7 protein-coding genes and 1 pseudogene are annotated in these 23,926 nt (G+C 70.4%); 2 read left to right on the top strand and 6 right to left on the bottom strand.

What is annotated here, in order from left to right:
- Positions 1 to 125: 125 nt before the first annotated feature.
- From C1N81_RS00795 to C1N81_RS00775, 5 genes and pseudogenes are all read right to left on the bottom strand, one after another.
- Complete coding sequence (locus C1N81_RS00795) at positions 126 to 4,118, bottom strand: amino acid adenylation domain-containing protein (RefSeq protein WP_394425667.1); 3,993 nt, start codon at positions 4,116 to 4,118, stop codon at positions 126 to 128.
- Positions 4,115 to 12,013, bottom strand: a pseudogene (locus tag C1N81_RS00790) (amino acid adenylation domain-containing protein); the annotation flags it as partial. The pseudogene C1N81_RS00790 and the gene C1N81_RS00795, both read right to left, overlap by 4 nt.
- 100 nt (positions 12,014 to 12,113) lie before the next feature.
- Positions 12,114 to 18,950, bottom strand: coding sequence for an amino acid adenylation domain-containing protein (locus C1N81_RS00785; protein ID WP_394425666.1), 6,837 nt, complete (start codon positions 18,948 to 18,950; stop codon positions 12,114 to 12,116).
- Between the two features lie 220 nt (positions 18,951 to 19,170).
- Complete coding sequence (locus C1N81_RS00780) at positions 19,171 to 20,580, bottom strand: MFS transporter (protein ID WP_394425664.1); 1,410 nt, start codon at positions 20,578 to 20,580, stop codon at positions 19,171 to 19,173.
- A gap of 4 nt (positions 20,581 to 20,584) precedes the next feature.
- Entirely contained in the window at positions 20,585 to 21,199 is a 615-nt protein-coding gene (locus C1N81_RS00775) for a helix-turn-helix domain-containing protein (protein WP_394425663.1), read from the bottom strand.
- A 157-nt stretch (positions 21,200 to 21,356) separates the two neighbouring features.
- Here C1N81_RS00775 and C1N81_RS00770 point away from each other — a divergent pair, with 157 nt between their 5' ends.
- Both C1N81_RS00770 and C1N81_RS00765 read left to right on the top strand, forming a co-directional pair.
- Positions 21,357 to 22,097 (top strand): Type 1 glutamine amidotransferase-like domain-containing protein, encoded by a 741-nt coding sequence (locus C1N81_RS00770; RefSeq protein WP_394425661.1) that lies wholly within the window; start codon positions 21,357 to 21,359, stop codon positions 22,095 to 22,097.
- Positions 22,098 to 22,250: 153 nt separating this feature from the next.
- On the top strand, positions 22,251 to 23,069 hold the full coding sequence (locus C1N81_RS00765; protein WP_394425659.1) for a GntR family transcriptional regulator: 819 nt from the start codon (positions 22,251 to 22,253) through the stop codon (positions 23,067 to 23,069).
- A 441-nt stretch (positions 23,070 to 23,510) separates the two neighbouring features.
- Here C1N81_RS00765 and C1N81_RS00760 read toward each other — a convergent pair whose 3' ends face one another.
- Positions 23,511 to 23,894, bottom strand: coding sequence for a VOC family protein (locus C1N81_RS00760; protein WP_394425657.1), 384 nt, complete (start codon positions 23,892 to 23,894; stop codon positions 23,511 to 23,513).
- Positions 23,895 to 23,926: the final 32 nt, after the last annotated feature.

Here is a 23,926-nt window from a genome sequence, read left to right as displayed (position 1 = left end):
TCCGCTCCCACCGGAGAAACCCCGGGACCGGGGCGTTCCCGCGTCCACGGACCCGACACCTGACCCGGGCAGCAAAGAGCCGCCCCCCGCGTGAACGGGGAGCGGCTCCGTCGTGCTGCTACCTGTCAGACCGGCAACAACACCCCGGCCGCACTGCCGGCGCTGTCCGGCACGGTCTCGCGCAGGGCCGCGGCCAGCAAGGCCACCTGCTCCTCACCCTTGACCATCTCCATGTGGCGACCCGGCATCGAGCGGACGTCCAGGCCCAGCGGATAGAGCCCCTGCCAGTGGGCGACGTACCGGGCCCGCGGCACCTCGTCGCCACTGCCATGCCGCACCGTGTCGCTGACGAACAGCGTCGCGGGTACCGCAGAGCCCTCGGGCCGGTAGGCGGCGAGTGAGCGCACCTCGGCCTCCAGGACCGCGTAGGGCAGCCACTCGTCGAGCGTGATCGCCGACTCCTCGATGTTCATCTCCGGAGCCAGCGACTTCATCACCCGCTCCGTGGCGGCACGCCGGTCCCCGGTCTGGTCCTGGCCCAGCCGCCACAGGTCGTGCACCCGGCGGTACACCTCGGCGTGCCGCTGGAACCGGTCCTGCTGGTCGTCCCCGGTGACCGCCGGCTCCAACAGCAGCAGGGCGGCCACCGCTTGCGGGTCACGCACCCCCATCGCGTGCGCGATCACCGCGCCGGTCGACCAGCCGAGGAGCGTGCACGGGCCCTCCGGCTGCACCCGGCGGATCTCCCGCCAGTAGCGCTCCGCGACGGCCTCGAAGCCGACGAGCGGCGACTCACCCTCGTTCAGGCCCGGTGCCTGGACCCCGTACACGGTGAACGCCCCTGCCAGGCGCTGCGCGAGCGCCCGGTACGGATGGGTGCTGCCGCCGCCGGGATGCACGCAGAACAGCCGGGGCAGAGCGGGGTCGTCCTCGGACGAGAGCAGGACGACCAGCCCGCCGGGCCCTGTCCCCGCGTTCACCCTCGGTGCGTCCAGCACGGCGGCCAGATCGGCCACCGTCGGATGCCGCATGATCTGCTGAAGGGCGACGGGCAGCCCCGCCTCCCGAATCCGCGACGCCATCCGCACCGCGCTGATCGACTGCCCGCCGAGCGCGAAGAAGTTGTCGTGCACGCCGACGGTCTCGATTCCGAGCACGTCCGCCCAGATGGCCGCCAGGATGCGCTCGGTGTCGGAACGCGGGGCGGTGTAGGCGTTGGCGAGGTCGGGGCGCTCGGGGCCCGGTGCGGGGAGGGCCTTGGTGTCGACCTTGCCGTTGGGGGTGAGGGGGAGTTGGTCGAGGGTCACGTAGGTGGCCGGGACCATGTAGTCCGGGAGTTGCTGCCGGAGATGTGTGCGCAGGGCGTCGTTGTCGACCTGCTCGTTCGTGACGATGTATGCGGTGAGTTGTTTGTTGCCGGGGGTGTCTTCGCGGAGGGTGACGGTGGTGGAGTGGATGTGGGGGTGGGTGTTGAGGGCGTTCTCGATTTCGCCGAGTTCGATGCGGTAGCCGCGGAGTTTGATCTGGTTGTCGATGCGTCCGATGAATTCGAGGGTGCCGTCGGGGCGCCAGGTGACGAGGTCGCCGGTGTGGTAGGTGCGGGGGTCGCCAGTGGTGTTGAGGGGGTTGGGGGTGAAGCGTTCGAGGGTGAGTTGGGGTCGGTGGTGGTAGTTGCGGGCGAGGCAGATGCCGCCGAGGAGGGCGTGTCCGGGGATGCCGATGGGGGCGGGTTGGTTGTGGTGGTCGAGGACGTAGGTGGTGGTGTTGGTGATGGGGCGGCCGAGGGTGGTGGTGTGGCCGTTGGGGTCGGGGGTGGTGGTGAGGCTCATGACGTTGGCGACGGAGCCTTCGGTGGCCCCGTATTCGTTGGAGATGGTGGTGGTCGTGGTGCTGGTGTCGAGGAGTTGTGAGACGAGGGCGGGGGTGAGGTTTTCGCCGCCGGCGACGATGGTGGTGATGTGGTGGGTGGCGTGGCGGGTGGTGAGGTGTGCGGCGAGGATTTCCAGGTGGGAGGGGGTGGCTTTGAGGAAGCTGATGGGGGTGCCGGTGAGGATGAGGTCGATGGCGGCGTCGAAGGCGCTCTGGCCGGGTTCGAGTGCGGGGATGGCGAGCTGGGTGCCCTGGATGAGGGGCAGGAACAGGGCGGTGATGGTGAGGTCGAAGGTGACGGAGGAGTAGAGGATCGTGCCGATGCCGCCGGGTTGGGTGACGGGGTAGTTCTGGTCGCACCAGTGGAGGTAGTTGACGACGCCGCGGTGTTCGAGGGCGACGCCTTTGGGGCGGCCGGTGGAGCCTGAGGTGTAGATGATGTAGGCGAGGTCGTCGGGGGAGGCCAGGGGTGTCGGGTTGGTCGTCGGTCCCTGGGGCCACTCGCGGTCGACGAGGAGATGCGGCGTGTCGGCGGGGAGCCGGTCGGTGTGGTGGCTGCTGGTGATGATGAGGGGGGCCTGGGCGTCCTCGACCATGTAGGTGATGCGGTCGGTCGGGTATTCGGGGTCGAGCGGGACGAACGCGCCGCCCGCCTTCATGATGCCGAGCAGAGTCGCGATCAGTTCGGGGGATCGGTCCAGGCAGACCGCGATGAGGGTGTCCGGGGTGATGCCGGTGTCGCGCAGGTGGTGGGCGAGTTGGTTGGCGCGCTCGTTGACCTGTGCGTACGTCCACCGCTCGTCCCCATGCGTGATGGCGATGGCGTCGGGATCCGTCGTCACCCGGTCCTCGATCAGAGAATGGATGGTCGCGGTGTCGGGATAGGGGCCGGTGGCACCGTTCCAGTCGACCAGGATTTCTTGACGTTCCCGCTCCGTGAGCATGTTCAACTCAGCGATGCGCGCAGCGGGAGCCGCCACGACGGACTCCAGCAGGGTGCGCAGATGACCGGCCATCCGCTCGATTGTCGCCGCGTCGAAGCGGCTCCGGTCGTACACGAAGCGGAACTCCAGGGCGCGGCCCGCCGACGCGACCAGGGTGAGCGGATAGCCCGTGCGCTCGACGCAGTTGACCAGACGCCGGGTCAGGCCCTCGGGGACGTCGGACGGCTTCTGCACCACCGGGTAGTTCTCGAAGACCAGGATGGACCGGAACAGCGGCTCGCCGCGTTCGATGCTGCTGTGCTTCTGCACGTCGACCAGGTGGCAGTACTCCCACTGCCGCATCTCCAGCTGCTCGTCCTGGAGATCGCGCAGCCAGCCGGCGACCCCCATGTCACCGGTGAGCCGGCCGCGCACGGGGAGCGTGTTGATGAACAGCCCCATCATCGAGTCGACACCCGGCAGCGCGATCGAGCGGCCCGAGATGGTCGAACCGAACAGCACTTCGTCGCGGCGGCTGTAGCGGGAGAGCAGGATCGACCACAACCCCTGCACCAGGGTGTTCATCGTGATCCGCTGCGACCGGGCGTAGTCACGGGCCCGTGCGAACAGTTCGGGCGAGGCGACCACTTCGTACTCCCCGACGCCCGTGTCCCCGGTGTCGCGGTCCACGTGCAGGTCGGTCGGCTCGTCCACCCCGGCCAGGTAGCTCTTCCAGAACTCGGCCGACGCGTCGTCCTGTTGGGCGTTGAGCCACTCGATGTAGCGGCGGTACGGAGCGGCCGGCGGCAGCGCGGCGGGTGTGCCGTCGAGGAGCCCGCGGTAGAGGGCGAACAACTCCTTCTGGAGGATCTGCACGCTCCACCCGTCCAGCAGGATGTGATGGAACGACCAGACGACGTAACGCCGTTCCTCCGCCGTCCGCAGCACAGTCACCCGCACCAGTGGCGCCCGCGACAGGTCGAAGCCGCGCTCCCAGTCCTCGGCGAGGAAGGCGTCCAGTCGCTGCTCCTGGTCGGGCAGGCCGCGCAGGTCCCGTACGACGAAGGGCACGGGGGCCCGGCGCTGCACCACCTGCACCGGTTCCGACACGCCTTCCCACACGAACGCGCTGCGCAGAATCGCGTGCCGGTCGACGAGCTGCTGCCACGCCTGCCCGAACAGCGCGTCGTCGAAGCGGCCCTCGACCTCCTCCGTCATCTGCACCATGTACGGGCGCGTGTCGGACGTGTCCTCCAGCGAGTGGAACAGCATCCCGAACTGCAGGGGCGAGAGCCCGTAGACGTCTTCCACGTTGTGCGTGCTCATATCGAGAACCTCTTCAGGATCGCGGCCATGTCGGTGTCGCCGACGTCGGTGAGGGGGACGCCGGGGGCGGTCCGGCGGGATTCGGCGGCGCCTTCGGCGCTGCCGGCGATCAGCGTGCGCAGGTGGCCGAGTACTCCGGCGGCCAGCCGCTCGACGGTCTCCCGGTCGTGCAGCGCCGTCGAGTAGCCGACATACACCCCGAACGTGTCGCCCTCGACGGCCGCGGTCACGTCGAGGACGTTCCAGCGCAGGCCGTCGGGGCTGATCGAGTGGCCCTTGGGCTCGTCGGCGGGGGCGTACCGGCCGATGCCGGGGAGGTCCCGGCCGAACTGCCCCAGGTAGTTGAAGTTGACCTCGGGAACCGGCTGCCTGCCCAGAACGGACGCCACGTCCGCTGCCCCGAGATGACGCAGGATGCCGTAGCCGACGCCCTTGTTCGGGATCCGTCCCAGCTGCTCCCTGACGGAGTCGAGCGACGCGACCGGACCCGCACCCGGAGCGAGTCGCAGCGCGACGGGGAACACGGACGTGAACCAGCCGACGGTCCGCGACAGGTCGACGTCGGGGAACAGGTCCTCGCGGCCGTGCCCCTCCAGACCGATCAGCGTCTCGTCGTCGCCCGTCCAGTCCCGCAGCGCCTGAGCGAGGGCGGTGAGCAGCGCGTCGTTGATCTGCGTGCTGAAGGCACGGGGCACGTCCCGGAGCAGGGCGCGTGTCTCGTCGGGGGTGAGCGTCGCCGCGACGGTGGACGCCGAGCCCAGGTCGTTGCGCCCGTCCCGGTCACGCGGAACCTGTCCGCCGGGCTTCGGCTCCGCCCAGTACGCGAACTCGGCGCGCGCCGCGTCCGACGTCGCGAATGCGCGCAGCCGTTCCGCCCAGGCCCGGAAGGACGTCGTCTTAGCGGGCAGCCGCGGCGTCCTTCCGGCGGCGCGCTGCTCGTAGCAACTGCCCAGGTCCTCCAGGAGGATCCGCCAGGACACCCCGTCGACCGCCAGGTGGTGCACGGCGATGAGCAACCGCTGCCCCCGCGCCGCGCCCAGCTCCAGCAGGGCGCACCTGATGAGGGGTCCCTTCGCCAGGTCGAGGCCCTGCTGGGTCTCCTCAGCGATCCCGAGCGAGACCGAGCTCAGCGCGTCGGCGGAGACACCGGACAGATCGTGGACGTCGAGGACGCCGCTGTCCACCGACTCGTCGTCCAGGTACTGACGCCAGCCGTCCGCACCGCTCTCGCAGCGCAGGCGCAGAGCGTCGTGGTGCTCGATCAGATCGGTCAGCGCCAGCCGCAGGACATCGGGGTCCAAGGAGTCGGTGGCCAGCAGCTCGGCCTGGTTGAAGTGGTCGAAGGCCGGCAGCTCCTTCTCGAAGAGCCAGTGCTGGATCGGCGTCAGCGGTACGTCGCCCACCACACGGCCCTGCTCCGCGTCGACGGAGGCGGTCGCGCCGGCGTGGACCGCGATCTCGGCGATCGTCTGGTGCTTGAAGATCATGCGCGGGGTGAGATGAAGGCCGAACTTCTTCGCCCTGGCGATCATCTGGATGCTGATGATCGAGTCGCCGCCCAGCTCGAAGAAGTTGTCGTGGATGCCGACGGTCTCGATGCCGAGGATGTCGCTCCACACCGAGGCGAGGGTGCGCTCGGTGTCGGTGTGGGGGGCGGTGTAGCTGTTGGCGAGGTCGGGGCGCTCGGGGCCCGGTGCGGGGAGGGCCTTGGTGTCGACCTTGCCGTTGGGGGTGAGGGGGAGTTGGTCGAGGGCGATGTAGGTGGCCGGGACCATGTAGTCCGGGAGCTGGTGCTGAAGGTGGGTGCGCAGTTCGTGCGGGGCGGGCGTGGTGGTGCCGGGTGTGGTGGTGATGTATGCGGTGAGCTGTTTGTTGCCGGGGGTGTCTTCGCGGACGGTGACGGTGGTGGAGTGGACGTGGGGGTGGGTCTGGAGAGCGTTCTCGATTTCGCCGAGTTCGATGCGGTAGCCGCGGAGTTTGATCTGGTTGTCGATGCGTCCGATGAATTCGAGGGTGCCGTCGGGGCGCCAGGTGACGAGGTCGCCGGTGTGGTAGGTGCGGGGGTCGTGGGGGGTGTTGAGGGGGTTGGGGGTGAAGCGTTCGAGGGTGAGTTGGGGTCGGTGGTGGTAGTTGCGGGCGAGGCAGATGCCGCCGAGGAGGGCGTGTCCGGGGATGCCGATGGGGGCGGGTTGGTTGTGGTGGTCGAGGACGTAGGTGGTGGTGTTGGTGATGGGGCGGCCGAGGGTGGTGGTGTGGCCGTTGGGGTCGGGGGTGGTGGTGAGGCTCATGACGTTGGCGACGGAGCCTTCGGTGGCCCCGTATTCGTTGGAGATGGTGGTGGTCGTGGTGCTGGTGTCGAGGAGTTGTGAGACGAGGGCGGGGGTGAGGTTTTCGCCGCCGGCGACGATGGTGGTGATGTGGTGGGTGGCGTGGCGGGTGGTGAGGTGTGCGGCGAGGATTTCGAGGTGGGAGGGGGTGGCTTTGAGGAAGCTGATGGGGGTGCCGGTGAGGATGAGGTCGATGGCGGCGTCGAAGGCGCTCTGGCCGGGTTCGAGTGCGGGGATGGCGAGCTGGGTGCCCTGGATGAGGGGCAGGAACAGAGCGGTGATGGTGAGGTCGAAGGTGACGGACGAGTACAAGATCGTGCCGATGCCGCCGGGTTGGGTGACGGGGTAGTTCTGGTCGCACCAGTGGAGGTAGTTGACGACGCCGCGGTGTTCGAGGGCGACGCCTTTGGGGCGGCCGGTGGAGCCTGAGGTGTAGATGATGTAGGCGAGGTCGTCGGGGGAGGCCAGGGGTGTCGGGTTGGTCGTCGGTCCCTGGGGCCACTCGCGGTCGACCAGGAGACGCGGCGTGTCGGCGGGTAGCCGGTCGGTGTGGTGGCTGCTGGTGATGATGAGGGGGGCCTGGGCGTCGTCGACCATGTAGGTGATGCGGTCGGTCGGGTATTCGGGGTCGAGCGGGACGAATGCGCCGCCGGCTTTCATGATGCCGAGCAGGGTGGCGATCAGTTCGGGGGAGCGGTCGAGGCAGACCGCGATGAGGGTGTCCGGGGTGATGCCGGTGTCGCGCAGGTGGTGGGCGAGTCGGTTGGCGCGCTCGTTGACCTGCGCGTACGTCCACCGCTCGTCCCCATGCGTGATGGCGATGGCGTCGGGATCCGTCGTCACCCGGTCCTCGATGAGGGAGTGGATGGTGGCGGTGTCGGGGTAGGGGCCGGTGGCGCCGTTCCAGTCGACCAGGATTTCTTGACGCTCCCGCTCCGTGAGCATGTTCAGTTCGGAGAGGTGGGCGTCGGGGTTGGCTGCGACGGATGCGGCGAGGGTGGCCAGGTGGCCGGCCATCCGCTCGATCGTCGCCCGCTCGAACAGATCCGTCCGGTACTCCAGCGCCGCCAGCACCTTGCCGCCGGACTCCGCAGCCGTCAGCTGAAGGTCGAACTTCGCGTCCTGACCGCCCACTCCGACCGGCTCGACGTCGAGGCCCGGCAGGCTCCACGTATCCCCGTCCGGAGTGTTCTGGAAGACGAACAGGGTCTGGAACAGCGGGTTGCGTGACAGGTCGCGGTTCGGGGCCAACTCGTCGACGAGCCGCTCGAACGGCAGGTCCTGGTGGTCGTAGGCGCCGAGGGCCGTGTCCTTGACCCGGTCGATCAGTTCGGTGAACGTCGGGTCTCCGGACAGGTCGGTCCGCATCACCAGCGTGTTCACGAAGAAGCCGATCAGGGCCTCGGTCTCGGCGCGGTTGCGGCCCGCGATCGGGGTGCCCACGGCGATGTCGTCCTGGCGGGAGTAGCGGGCCAGCACGGTCTGGAACAGCGAAAGGAGCGTCATGAACAGGCTCGCACCACGCCGCCGGGCAGCCTCCCGCAGTTGTCCCGCGACCTCGGCCGGCAGCGTGAAGTGAACGGTGTCGCCCGCAGCGCCCTCGCGCTCGGCGGGGCGTCCGTGATCCGTAGGCAGTTCCAGCACCGGCACGCCGGTCAGGCGCTCACGCCAGTAGGCCAACTGCGTCTCCAGGAAGTCGTCCGTGAGCTGTTCCCGCTGCCAGACGGCGAAGTCCGCGTACTGGAGGGGGAGTTCCGGAAGTGCGGCCGGGCCCCCGGCCAGGGCCGCCGCGTACAGCTCGCGCAGCTCGCGCGCCAGGATGCCCGAGGACCAGCCGTCCGACACGATGTGGTGCATCGTGATCAGCAGATACCGGTCGTCCTCCGCGACGGGGACCAGATCCACGCGCAGCAGCCGCCCGCCGTCCAACTCGAACGGGCGCCGCGCCTCGGCCTCCATGACCTCCTGCGCGGTCCGCTCCCTGTCCTCGGGACCGGCGTCGGCCCGAACATGGTGCACCACCGGGGTGACCGACCACGGCGCGTCCACCATCTGTGAGGGGCGCCCGGAATCATCGGTGACGAACCTGGTCCGCAGGATCTCGTGACGTGCCACCAGGCCGGTGAACGCGGCGCCCAGGGCGTCGCTGTCCAGCTCGCCCCGCAGGCGCAGGGCGAAGGGCACCAGGTACTCGGGGCTGCCCGGCGTCAGCTTGTCGAGGAACCAGAGACGTTGCTGGGCGAAGGACAGCGGCAGTGCGGCGTCGGCTCGGTCGACCGGTACGAGCGGTGCCTCGTCGGCGGTCGTCAGTTCACGCACGGCCGCGGCCAGAGTCGCCGGGGTGGGTGCGGTGAAGACCGTGCGGACCGGCACATCGACACCGAGCTGCTTGCGCAACCGGGACGTCACCTGCGTGGCGAGCAGTGAATGCCCGCCCAGCTCGAAGAAGTTGTCGTGGATCCCGATGGTGTCGACACCCAGGATCTCGGACCAGACGGCGGTGACGATCTGCTCGGCTGTGGTCCGCGGGGCTACGAAGGCGGCGTCGAGGTCGGGGCGCTCGGCGCCGGGTGCGGGGAGGGCTTTGGTGTCGATCTTGCCGTTGGGGGTGAGGGGGAGTTGGTCGAGGGCGATGTAGGTGGCCGGGACCATGTAGTCCGGGAGTTGGTGCTGAAGGTGGGTGCGCAGTTCGTGCGGGGCGGGCGTGGTGGTGCCGGGTGTGGTGGTGATGTATGCGGTGAGCTGTTTGTTGCCGGGGGTGTCTTCGCGGACGGTGACGGTGGTGGAGTGGATGTGGGGGTGGGTCTGGAGAGCGTTTTCGATTTCGCCGAGTTCGATGCGGTAGCCGCGGAGTTTGATCTGGTTGTCGATGCGTCCGATGAATTCGAGGGTGCCGTCGGGGCGCCAGGTGACGAGGTCGCCGGTGTGGTAGGTGCGGGGGTCGTGGGGGGTGTTGAGGGGGTTGGGGGTGAAGCGTTCGAGGGTGAGTTGGGGTCGGTGGTGGTAGTTGCGGGCGAGGCAGATGCCGCCGAGGAGGGCGTGTCCGGGGATGCCGATGGGGGCGGGTTGGTTGTGGTGGTCGAGGACGTAGGTGGTGGTGTTGGTGATGGGGCGGCCGAGGGTGGTGGTGTGGCCGTTGGGGTCGGGGGTGGTGGTGAGGCTCATGACGTTGGCGACGGAGCCTTCGGTGGCCCCGTATTCGTTGGAGATGGTGGTGGTCGTGGTGCTGGTGTCGAGGAGTTGTGAGACGAGGGCGGGGGTGAGGTTTTCGCCGCCGGCGACGATGGTGGTGATGTGGTGGGTGGCGTGGCGGGTGGTGAGGTGTGCGGCGAGGATTTCCAGGTGGGAGGGGGTGGCTTTGAGGAAGCTGATGGGGGTGCCGGTGAGGATGAGGTCGATGGCGGCGTCGAAGGCGCTCTGGCCGGGTTCGAGTGCGGGGATGGCGAGCTGGGTGCCCTGGATGAGGGGCAGGAACAGGGCGGTGATGGTGAGGTCGAAGGTGACGGAGGAGTAGAGGATCGTGCCGATGCCGCCGGGTTGGGTGACGGGGTAGTTCTGGTCGCACCAGTGGAGGTAGTTGACGACGCCGCGGTGTTCGAGGGCGACGCCTTTGGGGCGGCCGGTGGAGCCTGAGGTGTAGATGATGTAGGCGAGGTCGTCGGGGGAGGCCAGGGGTGTCGGGTTGGTCGTCGGTCCCTGGGGCCACTCGCGGTCGACGAGGAGATGCGGCGTGTCGGCGGGGAGCCGGTCGGTGTGGTGGCTGCTGGTGATGATGAGGGGGGCCTGGGCGTCCTCGACCATGTAGGTGATGCGGTCGGTCGGGTATTCGGGGTCGAGCGGGACGAACGCGCCGCCCGCCTTCATGATGCCGAGCAGAGTCGCGATCAGTTCGGGGGATCGGTCCAGGCAGACCGCGATGAGGGTGTCCGGGGTGATGCCGGTGTCGCGCAGGTGGTGGGCGAGTCGGTTGGCGCGCTCGTTGACCTGTGCGTACGTCCACCGCTCGTCCCCATGCGTGATGGCGATGGCGTCGGGATCCGTCGTCACCCGGTCCTCGATCAGAGAATGGATGGTCGCGGTGTCGGGATAGGGGCCGGTGGCACCGTTCCAGTCGACCAGGATTTCTTGACGCTCCCGCTCCGTGAGCATGTTCAGTTCGGAGAGGTGGGCGTCGGGGTTGGCTGCGACGGATGCGGCGAGGGTGGCCAGGTGGCCGGCCATCCGCTCGATCGTCGCCCGCTCGAACAGATCCGTCCGGTACTCCAGAACAGCGAGCAGTCCCTCCGACCCCTCCGACCCGTCCAACCCGTCCAACCCGTCCGATCCCTCCGACGACTCGACCGCCGTCAGCGTCAGGTCGAACTTGGCCACGCCCCGCTCGATCTCGACCGGCTCGACGTCCGTGCCGGCCAGTTCCCAGGTCTGGCCGTCAGCGCTTCCGGGGGCCTGGAGGACGAACATGGTCTGGAACAGCGGGTTGCGGGAGAGGTCCCGCTGGGGTGCCAGCTCCTCCACCAGCCGCTCGAAGGGCAGGTCCTGGTGGTCGTAGGCGCCGAGGGCCGTGTCCTTGACCCGGTCGAGTAGTTCGGTGAACGTCGGGTCGCCGGACAGGTCGGTCCGCATCACCAGCGTGTTCACGAAGAAGCCGACCACGTCCTCGATCTCGGCCCGGTTGCGGCCCGCGATCGGGGTGCCCACGGCGATGTCGTCCTGGCGGCAGTAGCGGGCCAGCACGATTTGGAACAGCGAAAGCAGTGCCATGAACAGGCTCGCGCCCTGTCGGCCCGCTGCCTCGCGCAGCCGCTCGGTGACCTCGTTCGGCACCGAGAAGGTCACTACGTCGCCGGTGCCACTCGTGTGTGCGGGACGCTGGTGGTCGGTCGGCAGCTCCAGGGGCGCCGCGTGTGCGAGGCGCTCGCGCCAGTAGCCGAGCTGTCGTTCCAGGGCCGGTCCCGTGAGCCGGTCGCGCTGCCAGGCGGCGAAGTCCGCGTAGCGGACGGGCAGTTCCGGGAGCGAGGCGTCGCTCCCGGCCAGGGCGGCCGCGTACAGCTCGCGCAGTTCCCGCGCCAGGATGCCCGAGGACCAGCCGTCCGACACGATGTGGTGCACCGTGAGCGACAGGTAGGAGTCGTCCTCCGTCAGGCGTACCAGGTCCGCCCGCAGGGGCCGGCCCGACGTGAGGTCGAAGGGGCGCGTCGCCTCGGTGCGCAGCACCTCGCGGCCGCGATCCTCGGCGTGCGCGTCGCCCCGCAGGTCGTGCACCGTGACCTCCACCGGCCAGGGCGCGGTGATCACCTGCTGCGGCGTGCCGTCGTCATCGGCCGAGAACGCCGTCCGCAGTACCTCGTGCCGGGCCACCAGGCCGGACAGCGCCTTCTCCAGCGCCGCGACGTTCAACGGACCCCGGACCCGCAGCGCCGTCGGCACCAGGTAGTCGGCGCTTTCGGGGGAGAGGCGGTCCAGGAACCACAGCCGCTGCTGTGCGAACGACAGCGGCTGCGGTCCGGCGGTCTCCTCGGCGCCGCGGACGATCCGGTCCGCGTCCGCACGCCGTCGCATACGGGACAGCAGCCGCGCCTCGATCGAGTTCTCGCCCATGATGATGTCCGTCCTCATTCTCTTCGTGTGGGCAGCGGGGTGTGTGCGTGTGGGCAGCGGGCCGCTGAATTCAGGAGGCCTGTTCCGATTCGTTTTCCTGCGTCTCGAACAATTCGAGGAGCTGCTCCTTGACGCCGACGACCGTCGGGGCCAGGAAGAACCGGCGCAGGCCGATACGGACTCCCGTCACCGCCTCTACGCGGTTGACGAGTTGAATGGCGAGAAGGGAATGGCCGCCGACGCCGAAGAAGTCGTCGTGAATCCCGACCCCGACCTCGATCCTGCCCTCGACCCCGATCTCGACCCCGACTCCGACTCCGACCCGGACCTTTTCGAGTCCGAGAACCTCGGCCATGATTTCGGCGATTTCCGCCTCGATCTCGTCCCGGGGCGCCACGTATCCCGCCGTGATGTCGCTTTCCGCGGGTGCGGGCAGCGCCGCGTGGTCGACCTTGCCGTTCCGGTTGAGCGGGAGTTCCGGCAGGTCCATGAACGCGGACGGCATCATGGCCCGGGGCAGGCGCTCGGCCGCCCAGGCGCGCAGCGCCGCGGTGTCGGCGGTGCCGCCCGGCGCGGGCACGTAGTAGGCGACGAGCCGTTTGTCGCCGGGGACGTCCTCGCGCACGGCCACCGCACACACGCCCACCGCGTCATGGGTGAGCAGCACCGCCTCGATCTCGCCGAGTTCGACGCGTACGCCGCGCAGTTTCACCTGCCGGTCGATGCGGCCCAGGAGGTCGAGCTCGCCGTCTGCGGTGAAGCGGCCGACATCGCCCGTGCGGTACATGCGGCCACCGGTGAACGGGTCGGGCACGAACCGTTCCGCGGTCAGCTCGGGGCGCTCGTGGTATCCGCGCCCCACGCTGTCACCGCCGAGGTACACCTCGCCGAGGACCCCCGCCGGTACGGGGCGGCGGTCCGGGTCGAGGACGTACACCGTCTGGTTGACCATGGGCCGTCCCGCGAGCACCGGACCGGCGGGGTCGGTGCGCGACGCCCGCCAGTACGTGGTGTCGACCGAGACCTCCGTCGCGCCGTACAGGTTGATCAGGTCGCCGGGGAAGCGGTCGAGGAAACGGGCCACCAGGGTCGGCTGGAGGGGCTCGCCGCTCGCGAAGGCGTAGCGCAGGTGCGCGCAGTCCTCGGGCCGCGCCTGCGAGACGAACAGGTCGAGGAGGCTCGGGACGAAGTGCAGACCGACCACGCGGTGCTCCCGCATCAGCCGCGACACCTCGGCCATGTCAAGGCGGTCGGAGCCGGGCACCAGCACGACCGTCGCGCCCTGCCACAGCGGCCAGAAGATCTCGTACGCGGACACGTCGAAGGAGAGCGGTGTGGCCTGGAGGAAGCCCTCGCCCGGGGTCAGCGGGAAGGCGTCCTGCATGCCGGCCAGGTAGTTCACCACGCCCCGGTGCTCGATGCGGACGCCCTTGGGCCGCCCCGTGGAGCCGCTCGTGTAGATCAGGTAGCAGAGGTCGCCGGGTGTCGCGACGGGGTCCGGGGCGGTGACCGGAAGGGTGTCCGGCAGGTCGGTCGCGCTGTCGACGGCCAGCAGGCCGAGGCCCGCGGGCAGCAGAGCGGCGTGCGCGGTGTCGGTGACGACCAGCGGCGCACCGGAGTCCTCCACCAGGTACGCCAGGCGCTCCGCCGGATGCTCCGGGTCGAGCGGGACGTACGCGGCGCCCGCCTTGAGGATGCCGAGCAGCGTCCACACCAGGGCGGGGGAGCGCTCCAGGCAGACGCCCACCGGCACGTCAGGGCCGATCCCCGGCACGGCGCGCAGGCGGTGCGCCAACCGGTTGGCGCGCTCGTCGAGTTCCCGGTAGGTCAGCTCCTCCGCGTCGCACACGACGGCGACCGCGTCCGGCGTGAGAGCCGCCCGCTCCTCGAACAGCCGGTGCAGGGTGGCCTCGGCCGGGACGGGCGCCGACGTGGCGTTCCACTCGGCCACGATGCGGTGCCGCTCGTCCGCGCCCAGCATCTCCAGTTCGGACAGCGCGCTCTGCGGGCGGGCCGTGGCCGCGTCGAGGAGGATCGTGAAGTGGTCCGCCAGCCGGCGCGCGGTGGCCTCGGTGAACAGGTCGGCCGCGTAGACGACGGCGCCGTCCAGGGTGCCGTCGGACGTCTCCGCCAGATACATCGACAGGTCGAACTTCGCCTCGCGGACCGGGGACTCGACGGGCTCCGCGGTCAGCCCCGGCAGGCTCCAGGCATCGGCGCCGGGCGTGTTCTGCAGCGCGAACAGGGTCTGGAACAGCGGGTTGCGGGACAGGTCGCGGTCGGGCGCCAGCTCCTCGACGAGGCGCTCGAAGGGCAGGTCCTGGTGGTCGTACGCGCCCAGGGCGGTGTCCTTGACCCGGGCCAGCAGCTCGCTGAACGCCGGATCGCCGGAGAGGTCGGTGCGCAGGACGAGCGTGTTGACGAAGAAGCCGATCAGCTCTTCCGTCTCCGCCCGGTTGCGGCCGGCGATGGGCGTGCCCACCGCCACGTCACGCTGGCCGCTGTAGCGGGCCAGCAGCAGCTGGAACACCGAGAGCAGCGTCATGAACAGGCTCGCACCGCCCTCGGCGGACACCGCCCCGGCCCGTGCGGCGACGTCGGCGGGGACCGAGAAGCGGACCACTTCGCCCTTGCCGGTGCGCTCCGTCGGCCGCGCGTGGTCCGTCGGCAGCTCCAGGGGCTCAAGGCCCGCGAGGCGGCCACGCCAGTAGCCGAGCTGGCGCTCCAGCGCCTCGCCGGTCAGCCAGGAGCGCTGCCACAGCGCGTAGTCGGCGTACTGCACCGGCAGCGGCGCCGGGGCCGCGCCGGGCCCCGCGCCCAGAGCCACCGCGTACAGGGCGGACAGCTCGCGCAGCAGCACCCCGATCGACCAGCCGTCGAAGGCGATGTGGTGCACGGTGACCGCCAGGACCGCCTCCTCGTCGGCCAGGCGCACCAGCACGGCGCGCAGCATCGGACCGGCGGCGAGGTCGACCGGACGCAGGGCGTCGCCGGCCAGGACCGCCGCGAGGGCGTCCTCGCGGGCCGCGGCGTCCGCGACGCCCCGGAGGTCACGGACCAGCACCGTCACCGGGGCCGCCGGGGCGATCGACTGGACCGCCGAGCCCGCCGCGTCCGTGGCGAACCGGGTGCGCAGGATCTCGTGGCGCTCCACCAGCGCGGTGAAGGCGTTGTTCAGCGCGTCCACGTCGACGACGCCGTGCACGCGGAAGGCGAAGGGCAGCAGGTACTCGGCCCGTCCGGGCTCCAACTGGTCGAGGAACCAGAGGCGTTGCTGGGCGAAGCTCAGCGGCAGCGGACCCCCGTCACGCGGTACGGCGGGAATCCGCGCGACGCCCGCCTCGTCGAGTTCCTCCACGGCCGCCGCCAGGAGCGCAGGGGTCGGCGCGCCGAACAGGGCCCGTACGGGAACGTCGACGCCAAGGCGGCGGCGCAGCCGCGACACGACCCGCGTCGCAAGAAGCGAGTGGCCGCCCAGGGCGAAGAAGTCGTCGTCCGCGCCGACCGTGTCGATGCCGAGGACCTCGGCCCAGACGGCCGCCACCGTCCGCTCGGTCTCCGTGCGCGGCGCCGTGTACGCGGCGCCGAGGTCGGGCCGGGCCGAGGCGGGCGCGGGCAGCGCGCGCCGGTCCGTCTTGCCGTTCGGGGTGAGCGGGATGGTGTCCAGGGGCACGAACGCCGCGGGCACCATGTAGTCCGGCAGGTCGCGCTGGAGGTGGCCGCGCAGGACACCCGCCTCCACGGGCGGGTCCGCGACGACGTACGCCACCAGGCGCGGATCGCCCGGCACGTCCTCACGGAGCAGGACGGTGGCGCCGGTCACCGAGGGGTGGGTCAGCAGGGCCGTCTCGATCTCGCCCGGCTCGATGCGGTAGCCGCGCAGCTTGACCTGGTTGTCGCCCCGGCCCACGAACTCCAGGTGCCCGTCCGGGTGCCACTTCGCGAGGTCGCCGGTGCGGTACACGCGCCGGGGCGTGCCGTCCACGGTGACGACGGTGAACTTCTCGGCGGTCAGCTCGGGCCTGTCCAGGTAACCGCGCGCGAGGCCGGGGCAGGCGATCCACATCTCGCCCGGGACGCCCACCGGAACCGGCCGGCCGTGCCGGTCCACGAGGAACACCTTGGCGTTGGCGACCGGGCGCCCGATCGGTACGTGGTCGCCGGGGCCGGTGATCAGCGCCGTCGCCGCCTCCTGCGCCGCCTCCGTCGGACCGTAGCCGTTGACCAGCGGTACGGAGGTGTGGCGGAACCACTGGCGCACCTGCTCCCGCTGGAGCGCCTCGCCGCCGAGCCGCACCAGGCGCAGCTCCGGGCCGAGGCCGTCCGGTCCTTCGAGCTGCGCGGCGAGCGCGCCGAACGCCGAAGGGGTCAGCCAGGCCACCGTCACCGCGTTGGCGCGCAGCGCCTCCGCCAGCATCCCCGGGTCCCAGGCGTCGTCGCGCAGGACGAGGGACGCGCCCGAGACGAGCGGCGCGAACAGCTGCCCCACCGAGGAGTCGAAGGAGATCGACGCGAACTGCAGCACCCGGTCCTCGCAGGTGAGACCGAGCTGCCGCCGTGTCTCCCGCATCCGTGCGCGCAGCGCGCCGTGGGTGATCTGCACGCCTTTGGGACGGCCCGTCGACCCACTCGTGTAGATCACGTACGCCAGGTCGTCAGGCCCCGCCCCGGGCGCCGACGCGCCGCCACCGCTCGGGGCGGGCAGCTCCTCGGGCCAGTCCTCCAGCAGGAGGCGCGGCGTCGCCGCGGGCAGCCGGTCGGCGTGTGCGGGGCGGGTGACGATCAGCGGCGCCCCGCTGTCCTCGACCATGTACGCGAGCCGGTCCGTCGGATAGGCCGGGTCCAACGGCACGTACGCGGCGCCCGACTTGAGGATGCCGAGCAGGGCGCTCACCATGTCGGTGCCCCGGTCCAGGCAGACGGCCACCAGCGTCCCGGGGCCGGCGCCGCGCTCGCGCAGCCGGGCGGCGATCCACTCGGCCCGCGCGTCCAGCTCCTGGTACGTCAGATGGTCCGGGCCGCACGTGACGGCGGGGGAGTCCGGCCGCTCGGCGGCGCGCTCCTCGAACAGCCGGTGGACGGTGACGGAGTCGGGGGCGTCGGTGTCCGCGCCGTTCCACGTGGTGAGGATCTCCCGCCGCTCCGCGCCCGTCAGCATCTCCAGAGAGGACAGCGGGGCGGTGGGGGAGTCCGCCGCCGCACCGAGCAGGGTCTCGAAATGCCCGCCGAGCCGCACCATCGTCGACTCGTCGAAAAGATCGGTGGAGTAGACGATGGTGCAGTCCAGGCCGCCGTCCGCGGCTTCCGTCGCGTAGAACGTGAAGTCGAACTTGGACTCCTGCGCGGCCACGTCCACCTGCCGGACGCTGAGCCCGGGAAGCTCCCAGGAACGGCTGTCGGGCGTGTTCTGCAGGACGAACATGGTCTGGAACAGCGGATTGCGGGAGAGGTCCCGCTGCGGCGCCAGCTCCTCCACCAGCCGCTCGAACGGCATGTCCTGGTGGTCGTAGGCGCCAAGAGCCGTGTCCTTGACCCGGTCGATGAGCTCGGTGAACGTCGGATCGCCGGACAGGTCGGTCCGCATCACCAGCGTGTTCACGAAGAAGCCGACCATGTCCTCGATCTCGGCCCGGTTGCGGCCCGCGATCGGGGTGCCGACCGCGATGTCCTCCTGGCCGCTGTACCGGGACAGCACCGCCTGGAACACCGCGAGCAGCGTCATGAACAGGCTGGCGCCCGTGTCGCGCGCCAGCCTGCGCGCACCGTCGGCGGTCGCCGCAGGGATGGCGAAGGTGAGCATCGCCCCGTTGCCGCTGCGCCGCGCCGGACGCCTGCGGTCGGTGGGCAGCTCCAGCGCCTCGGCGCCCGCCAGCCGTCCCCGCCAGTAGTCCAGTTGACCCGCCAGCACGTCGCCGGTGAACCACGAACGCTGCCAGACCGCGAAGTCGGCGTACTGCAGCGGCGGTTCGGGCAGCCCGGCGGCGAGCCCCGTCACCTGTGCCGTGTACAGGGTGGTGAGTTCACGCGAGAGGACACCCACCGACCAGCCGTCGAACGCGATGTGATGGACGGTCAGCGACAGCAGGTGCTCCTCGTCCGCAAGGCGCAGCAGCAGGGCGCGGACCATCGGACCGGTGGCGAGATCCACCGGGCGGAAACCCTCGGTGTCCACGAGCGCGGTGGCCGCCTCCTCACGGGCGGCGTCGTCCGTCACGTACCGCAGATCGTGCACGGCCAGCGGCAGCGGACGGGGCGCGTCGACCAGCTGGCCCGGGGTGCCGTCCTCGTCGGTGACGAAACGGGTCCGCAGCACCTCGTGCCGCGCCACCAGCTCCGTCAGCGCCGTCTCGAGCGCCGCGACGTCCAGCGGACCGCTGATGCGCAGCCCCATCGGGATCAGATATTCGGCGCGGCCCGGATCCAGCTGGTCCAGGAACCACAGACGGCGCTGCGCGAACGACAGCGGCAGCGGCCGCCCGTCCCGGACGGCGAGGGGGACCGAGGCGGTGTCGTCGGAGGCGGAGGCGGAGGAGGTGGAGGAGACGGACGAGGCCGCGAGGCCGCCGGAGTCGCCGTCCGTGCCGTCCATGCTGTCCTCGAACATGCGGCGGGCCCGTTCCATCGCCTCCTCGGCGAGAAAGGCCGCCACGGTCCGAACGGTCGGCGGCCCCGCTGCGAAGGGGGCCCGGAATTCCGAGCCGAATTCCTCCGCGACCCGCCGGGCCATTTCCGCGGCCTGCTCGCCGGTGCCGCCCAGTGCGAAGAAGTCGGAATCCGCCGACGTCACCTCGGTGCCGAGAACCGCCCCCCAGATGGCGGCTATTCGGCTTTCCGCCGGTGAGAACGGCTCACGCCCCGCATCCCGGCCGGGTGCCGGTGTCGGGGGCGCCATCGGATTCGTAGTCATGCGTCCACCAGTTCCTCGTCGTCGACCCGTACCGGAAGGCCCTCGGATGCTCAGCCGATTTGATGCTCGCAGAGCGATCTTGACGCGATAACTGGTTACTTCTGCCCGTGGAACGTGGGCACTTCTGCCCGCGGGACGTGGACACTTCTGCTCGTGCGTGCGGTGGCCGGGGCGGATGCCCCGGCCACCGCACGCGTGCCTCGCCGTTGCCCGCGCCGGATCAGGCCGCGGTCTGCACCGAGGACTCCTCCCGCGGCTTCTGCTGCGGCAGGCTGCTCTGGGCCGCGGAGCCCGTGGAGTCCGTGGAGCCCGTGGAGTCCGCGGTGACGGCTTCGGGCACCGTCCGCTTGCGCATTCCGGACCACTCCCGGCTCATGCCCGGCACGACGATGGCCACCAGGTAAAGGCCGCCCACGATCCACAGCGCCGTCGACGTGCCGGTCAGGGACACAAGGCCGGCCCCCAGCAGCCCGCCGAACGGGATGCCCGCCCAAGTGACCGCCTGCGCAAGTGTCTTGACCCGGCCCAGCAGCGGTGTCGGGATCAGCTCGTACGTCACCGCGCCCACGATCGGGTTGACGAAGCCGGAGCCCAGACCGCCCACCGCGAGCACGGTAAGCACCAGCCACAGCGGCGCCCCCGTCGCCATCGCCGCGAACCGGGGCAGGCCGCCCAGGGAGAAGCCGATCAGGTAGACGGTGCGCCGCGGCAGCCGCTCGGCGACCCCGGCGGCCACCAGGGCGGCGATGATCGACGTCGCGGCGAAGACGCTCACCACCAGGCCGATGGCCTCCGCGCCGTTCCCCGACTCCTTCGCCCACACCGGCAGCAGTACGGACATGAACGCCTGGTCCAGGAGGTTGGTCACCGCGAGCATGCCCACGATGGACCGGAGCAGCTTCGCGTCCCGCAGGAAAGCCGCGCCCTGGCGGAGCTGGGAGAAGTAGCCGCCGCCGTCCTCGACCGGGATCTCGTGCGGCTCGGGCACCGGGTCGGTCAGGGTGGACGAGACGATCAGCGCCGACACCGCGAACAGCGCGGCCGTGACCCACAGCGCGTACAGGCTGCCGAACGCGGTGACGACGACGCCCGCCATGGCCGGCCCGACCGTCGTGGCCGTCCGCTCGACGGCGGCGGAAAGACCCGTGCCCCGCTCGATGGGTACGCGGGCGGCGCGGGTGGCCGACGGCACGAAGAGCCCCTTGGCGCCGTTGGCCGGCCCGTCGGCCGCCCCGACGACCGCGAGCAGCGCCAGCAGGACACCGAAGGGCAGACCGCCGGTCAGGTACAGCAAGGGGGCGGTGGCCATCGCGGCGGTGGACAGGAGGTCACCCGCGACGCTGATCCGCTTGGGTCCGACGCGGTCGATGATCGGGCCTGCCAGCGCCTGCGAGATCACGTACGGGACGATCTGGCAGAAGGCCACCAGGCCCGTCTTGCCAACGCTGCCCGTGGTCGTCAGGACGAACCAGGGCAGGGCGATGGACAACACCCGGTTGGCCGACAGGGCGGCCGCGTAGGCCGCCAGCATGCCGACCAGACCGCGCAGGACCCGGGGTTGCGTGTCCGGCGCCGCTGACCGTGCGCCGTCGTCCGCCGCCTTCTTGGCGACTGTGTGCTGAGTGGGCATCGGTCTACTCCATGTCGGTGGGCTGGGTGGCGTGCCGGTCCTCGCTGGTCGGGAACAACTGGAACTGGAAGGAGACCCGCGCCGCGCCGTCCGGCGGCTGCGCTGCGGAGGCCGCGGCGGCGGACGTACGCCGCCGGAGCAGGGTGTGGATCTCCGCCGCCAGCTCCTTGGCCTCGGCCGGGGTGAGGGTGAGCGCGTAGTCGCCGAAGTCCTGCGCGTCGCGCCACTCGGGCGTGAGCGACGGGGTCGCCTCGATCGCGGCCATCAGGGCGCCGGACCAGACCTGGCCCAGAGCCTGGAGATAGGCGCTGCCGAGCCCCTCGCTGCCGTCGAGCACCTCGTCGTCGGGCACGACGGTGTTGGCGTGCGCCGCCCGCCACCACCGCTCCCGGCGTCCGCCCCGGGACGGCTCCTCCGTGATGAAGCCGTACTCCGCGAGCTGCCGCAGGTGGTAGCTGGTCGCCCCGGTGTTCAGGTTGAGCCGGCGAGCCACCGTGGTGGCCGTGGCCGGCCCCTCCGTCCGCAGGCTGGTGAGGATCTGCACCCTGAGCGGGTGCGCGATGCCGCGGAGGTTACGGGGGGTCAGATGCACTTGCGAGGGCTGCTGCGGCTGTTCCATGCGCTTCAAGATAGACCACACAGAAGTCTGTGCATAGAAGTGCGTGCAAAGAAGTCTGTGCACAGGATTGCCTGACGCAACGGCCCTGCTGTCAGCGGGTGTTCCGCAACGCGCCGCGGTTCAACTCCGTACACACGGCACCGATACGCTCATGGTCATGAACGCAACGGAACCGACCATTCTCGCAACGTCCGGCGGACATCGAGTCGGAGGGCGAACCAGGGTGGTGTTCGACGCTCTGGTGCATCACGCGGTCGACCTGTCCGGGGTGCACGGTCGGCGGCCCCGCGTCATGTACGTAGGCACCGCCATCGGGGACGCCGAGCACTTCACGGCCCGTATGAACGAGGCCGCGCGGGTGGCGGGGTTCGACCTGACGCCTCTGCACCTGTTCCCCATGCCCAACGTCGAGGATGTCGAGGGGGCGGTACTCGACCAGGATGTCGTCTGGGTGATGGGGGGCTCGGTGGTCAATCTGCTGGCGGTGTGGAGAGCGCACGGTCTGGACAGCATCCTGCGCCGAGCCTGGCAGGCCGGCGTCGTGCTCAGCGGAGTCAGCGCAGGCTCGATCTGCTGGTTCCAGGGAGGCGCGACCGACTCGTTCGGACCGCAACTGCGCCCGGTCACGAACGCGCTCGGTTTCCTGCCGTACGGCAACGGCGTGCACTACGACTCGGACGAGGGGCGACGCCCGCTGGTCCACCAGCTCGTGAAGGACGGCAGCATCCCCACCGCTCACTGCACAGACGACGGAGTCGGCCTGGTGTACCGGGGAACGGAACTGGTGGAGGCGGTGACGGAGATCAGCGGCAAGGGCGCCTACATAGTCAGCCGCGACGGATCCGAGGCGGTGGAGGACCGCATCGAACCACGAAAGTTGGCCGCCCCCGGGCGCTGACCAGGCTCTGTCACGCCGTTCCGCCCCCGGCATCGCAAACCTCACCACAAGTGGAGGACTCCGGCACGCTCTTGGCCCGGCTCCACAATTGGTGTAGACCTTTGCTGGTTACAGAAACCGCATCGCGTGTCGCTGATGGTGAGGGAGAGCTTGGTGGAGTCATCTCAGGGAGTGCTGCCCGCGTACCAGCGGATCGCGTCCGCTCTCGCGGACGACATCCAGGAGGGACGGGTGGAACCGGGACACCGCCTGCCGTCGGAACGCCTGCTGACACAGCGGTTCGGAGCGGCGCGGACGACCGTGCGCTCCGCCCTCGAACTGCTCAGGCAGCAAGGGCTCATCGTCACCGGCAAGCGAGGGACCTTCGTCAACGACGTCCGGCCGGGCGGCGCCGCGGGAACCGCCGCCGCGCCGTTGCCGAGCCCGTTCCTGGAACCGGTGGGGCGCGAGCCGCTGAGCGGCGATCTGTTCCTCGCGACGGTGCCGCCCGCACTCGCGGCGCATCTCCGCCTGCCTCCCGGCCGGCCCACGCTCCACTACCGGCACCACACGTACGACCTGCTCACCCGGTGGCGCCGGCGCGCCGTCACCTACTTCACTCAGGAAGCCGTCCTCGACGTCCCCCAGCTGGCCCGGTACCTGACGCACCTTCCGGCCACCGACCCGGACCTGGCCGCGTTTCCCGCCTGGTGCCGACAGGCCGGCCTGGAAGGCTCGTTGAGCGAGACCGTCACGATCAGTCCCGCCCCGCCACATCTGCGTACGAGAGCGCCGCGGCTCGCGGTCCGCCGCTGGTACCACGATCAGCAGGAACGGCTGCTGTGCATGACCGACCTGACGCTCCCGCCGACACGGTCGGAGACCACCCTCGTATACAGCGGGGCCGCTCGACACATGAGCTTGTGGTCGAGGCCCGGCGCGACGAGCGCCTCGGCGGGCGATCAGCGTCCGTTGGCGGAGAAGTGCTGGTAGGCAGCGTTGCGCCCAGCGTCCGCACTGGCTGGCCCGGTGCGGGGCCCGGCACCATCAGCGGATGCGGATGCGGATACGGACGCCGACTCCCCGGACTGGTCCGTTCGGGCGGCGGTCGGCCGACGGCTCGCGTCGGCCTCCGCTGGGTGCTGTTGTCCAGAAGCCAGGCTGTTGAGTTCTGGACCGCAGTCCAGGGCGAAGCCGCTCTGGACTGCGGTCCCGAGTGGATGACGACCGATGGGGCTGACCGGCTGATCCAGCGGGTGCACGAACCGGGTGCGGATGACAATGCCGGGGTTGGGGCGAAGCCTGAAGAATTCGGTCGCGTCTGCCGCCCGCATGGGGGACCGTCCTCGTCGCGGCCATCAACGAGTGGCTTTGCTCGGCGACCGGTCACCGGCGACCCGCGATCGGCATCGGGGGAGCTCCGAGTGTGAGTCGTCAGGAAGGCATCGCGGCGTGATCGGACTGACTGCGGAGAACACAGAATTCGTTGCCTTCAGGGTCCGTGAGGACGGCCCATCCCGCGCCACCGGGTTCCCGACGATCGGCGACCAACGTGGCGCCGAGGCGCAGCAGCCGATCTACTTCCTCCTCGCGCGAGGTCTCCGGACGCAGGCACAGGTGGACCCGATTCTTGACCGTCTTCGGTTCTGAGACCTGGTTGAAGTGCAGCAGCGGCCCCTCCGGCAGCATGACGTCTATCTCCGGGTCGCCCGGTTCGTCGTCGATGTGCAGCGGACAACCGGTCACCTCGCTCCAGAACCGGGCCAGCGCATAGGCATCCGCACAGTCGATCGCCACGTTCTGCAACACCGAGACCATGTACGTGATCCTGCCCGAGCGCCGCTACACCG

This window comes from Streptomyces sp. SGAir0957, assembly GCF_043523415.1.
The sequence above is the reverse complement of the archived record's forward strand: the minus strand, read 5'-3'. Positions and strand labels throughout refer to the sequence as shown.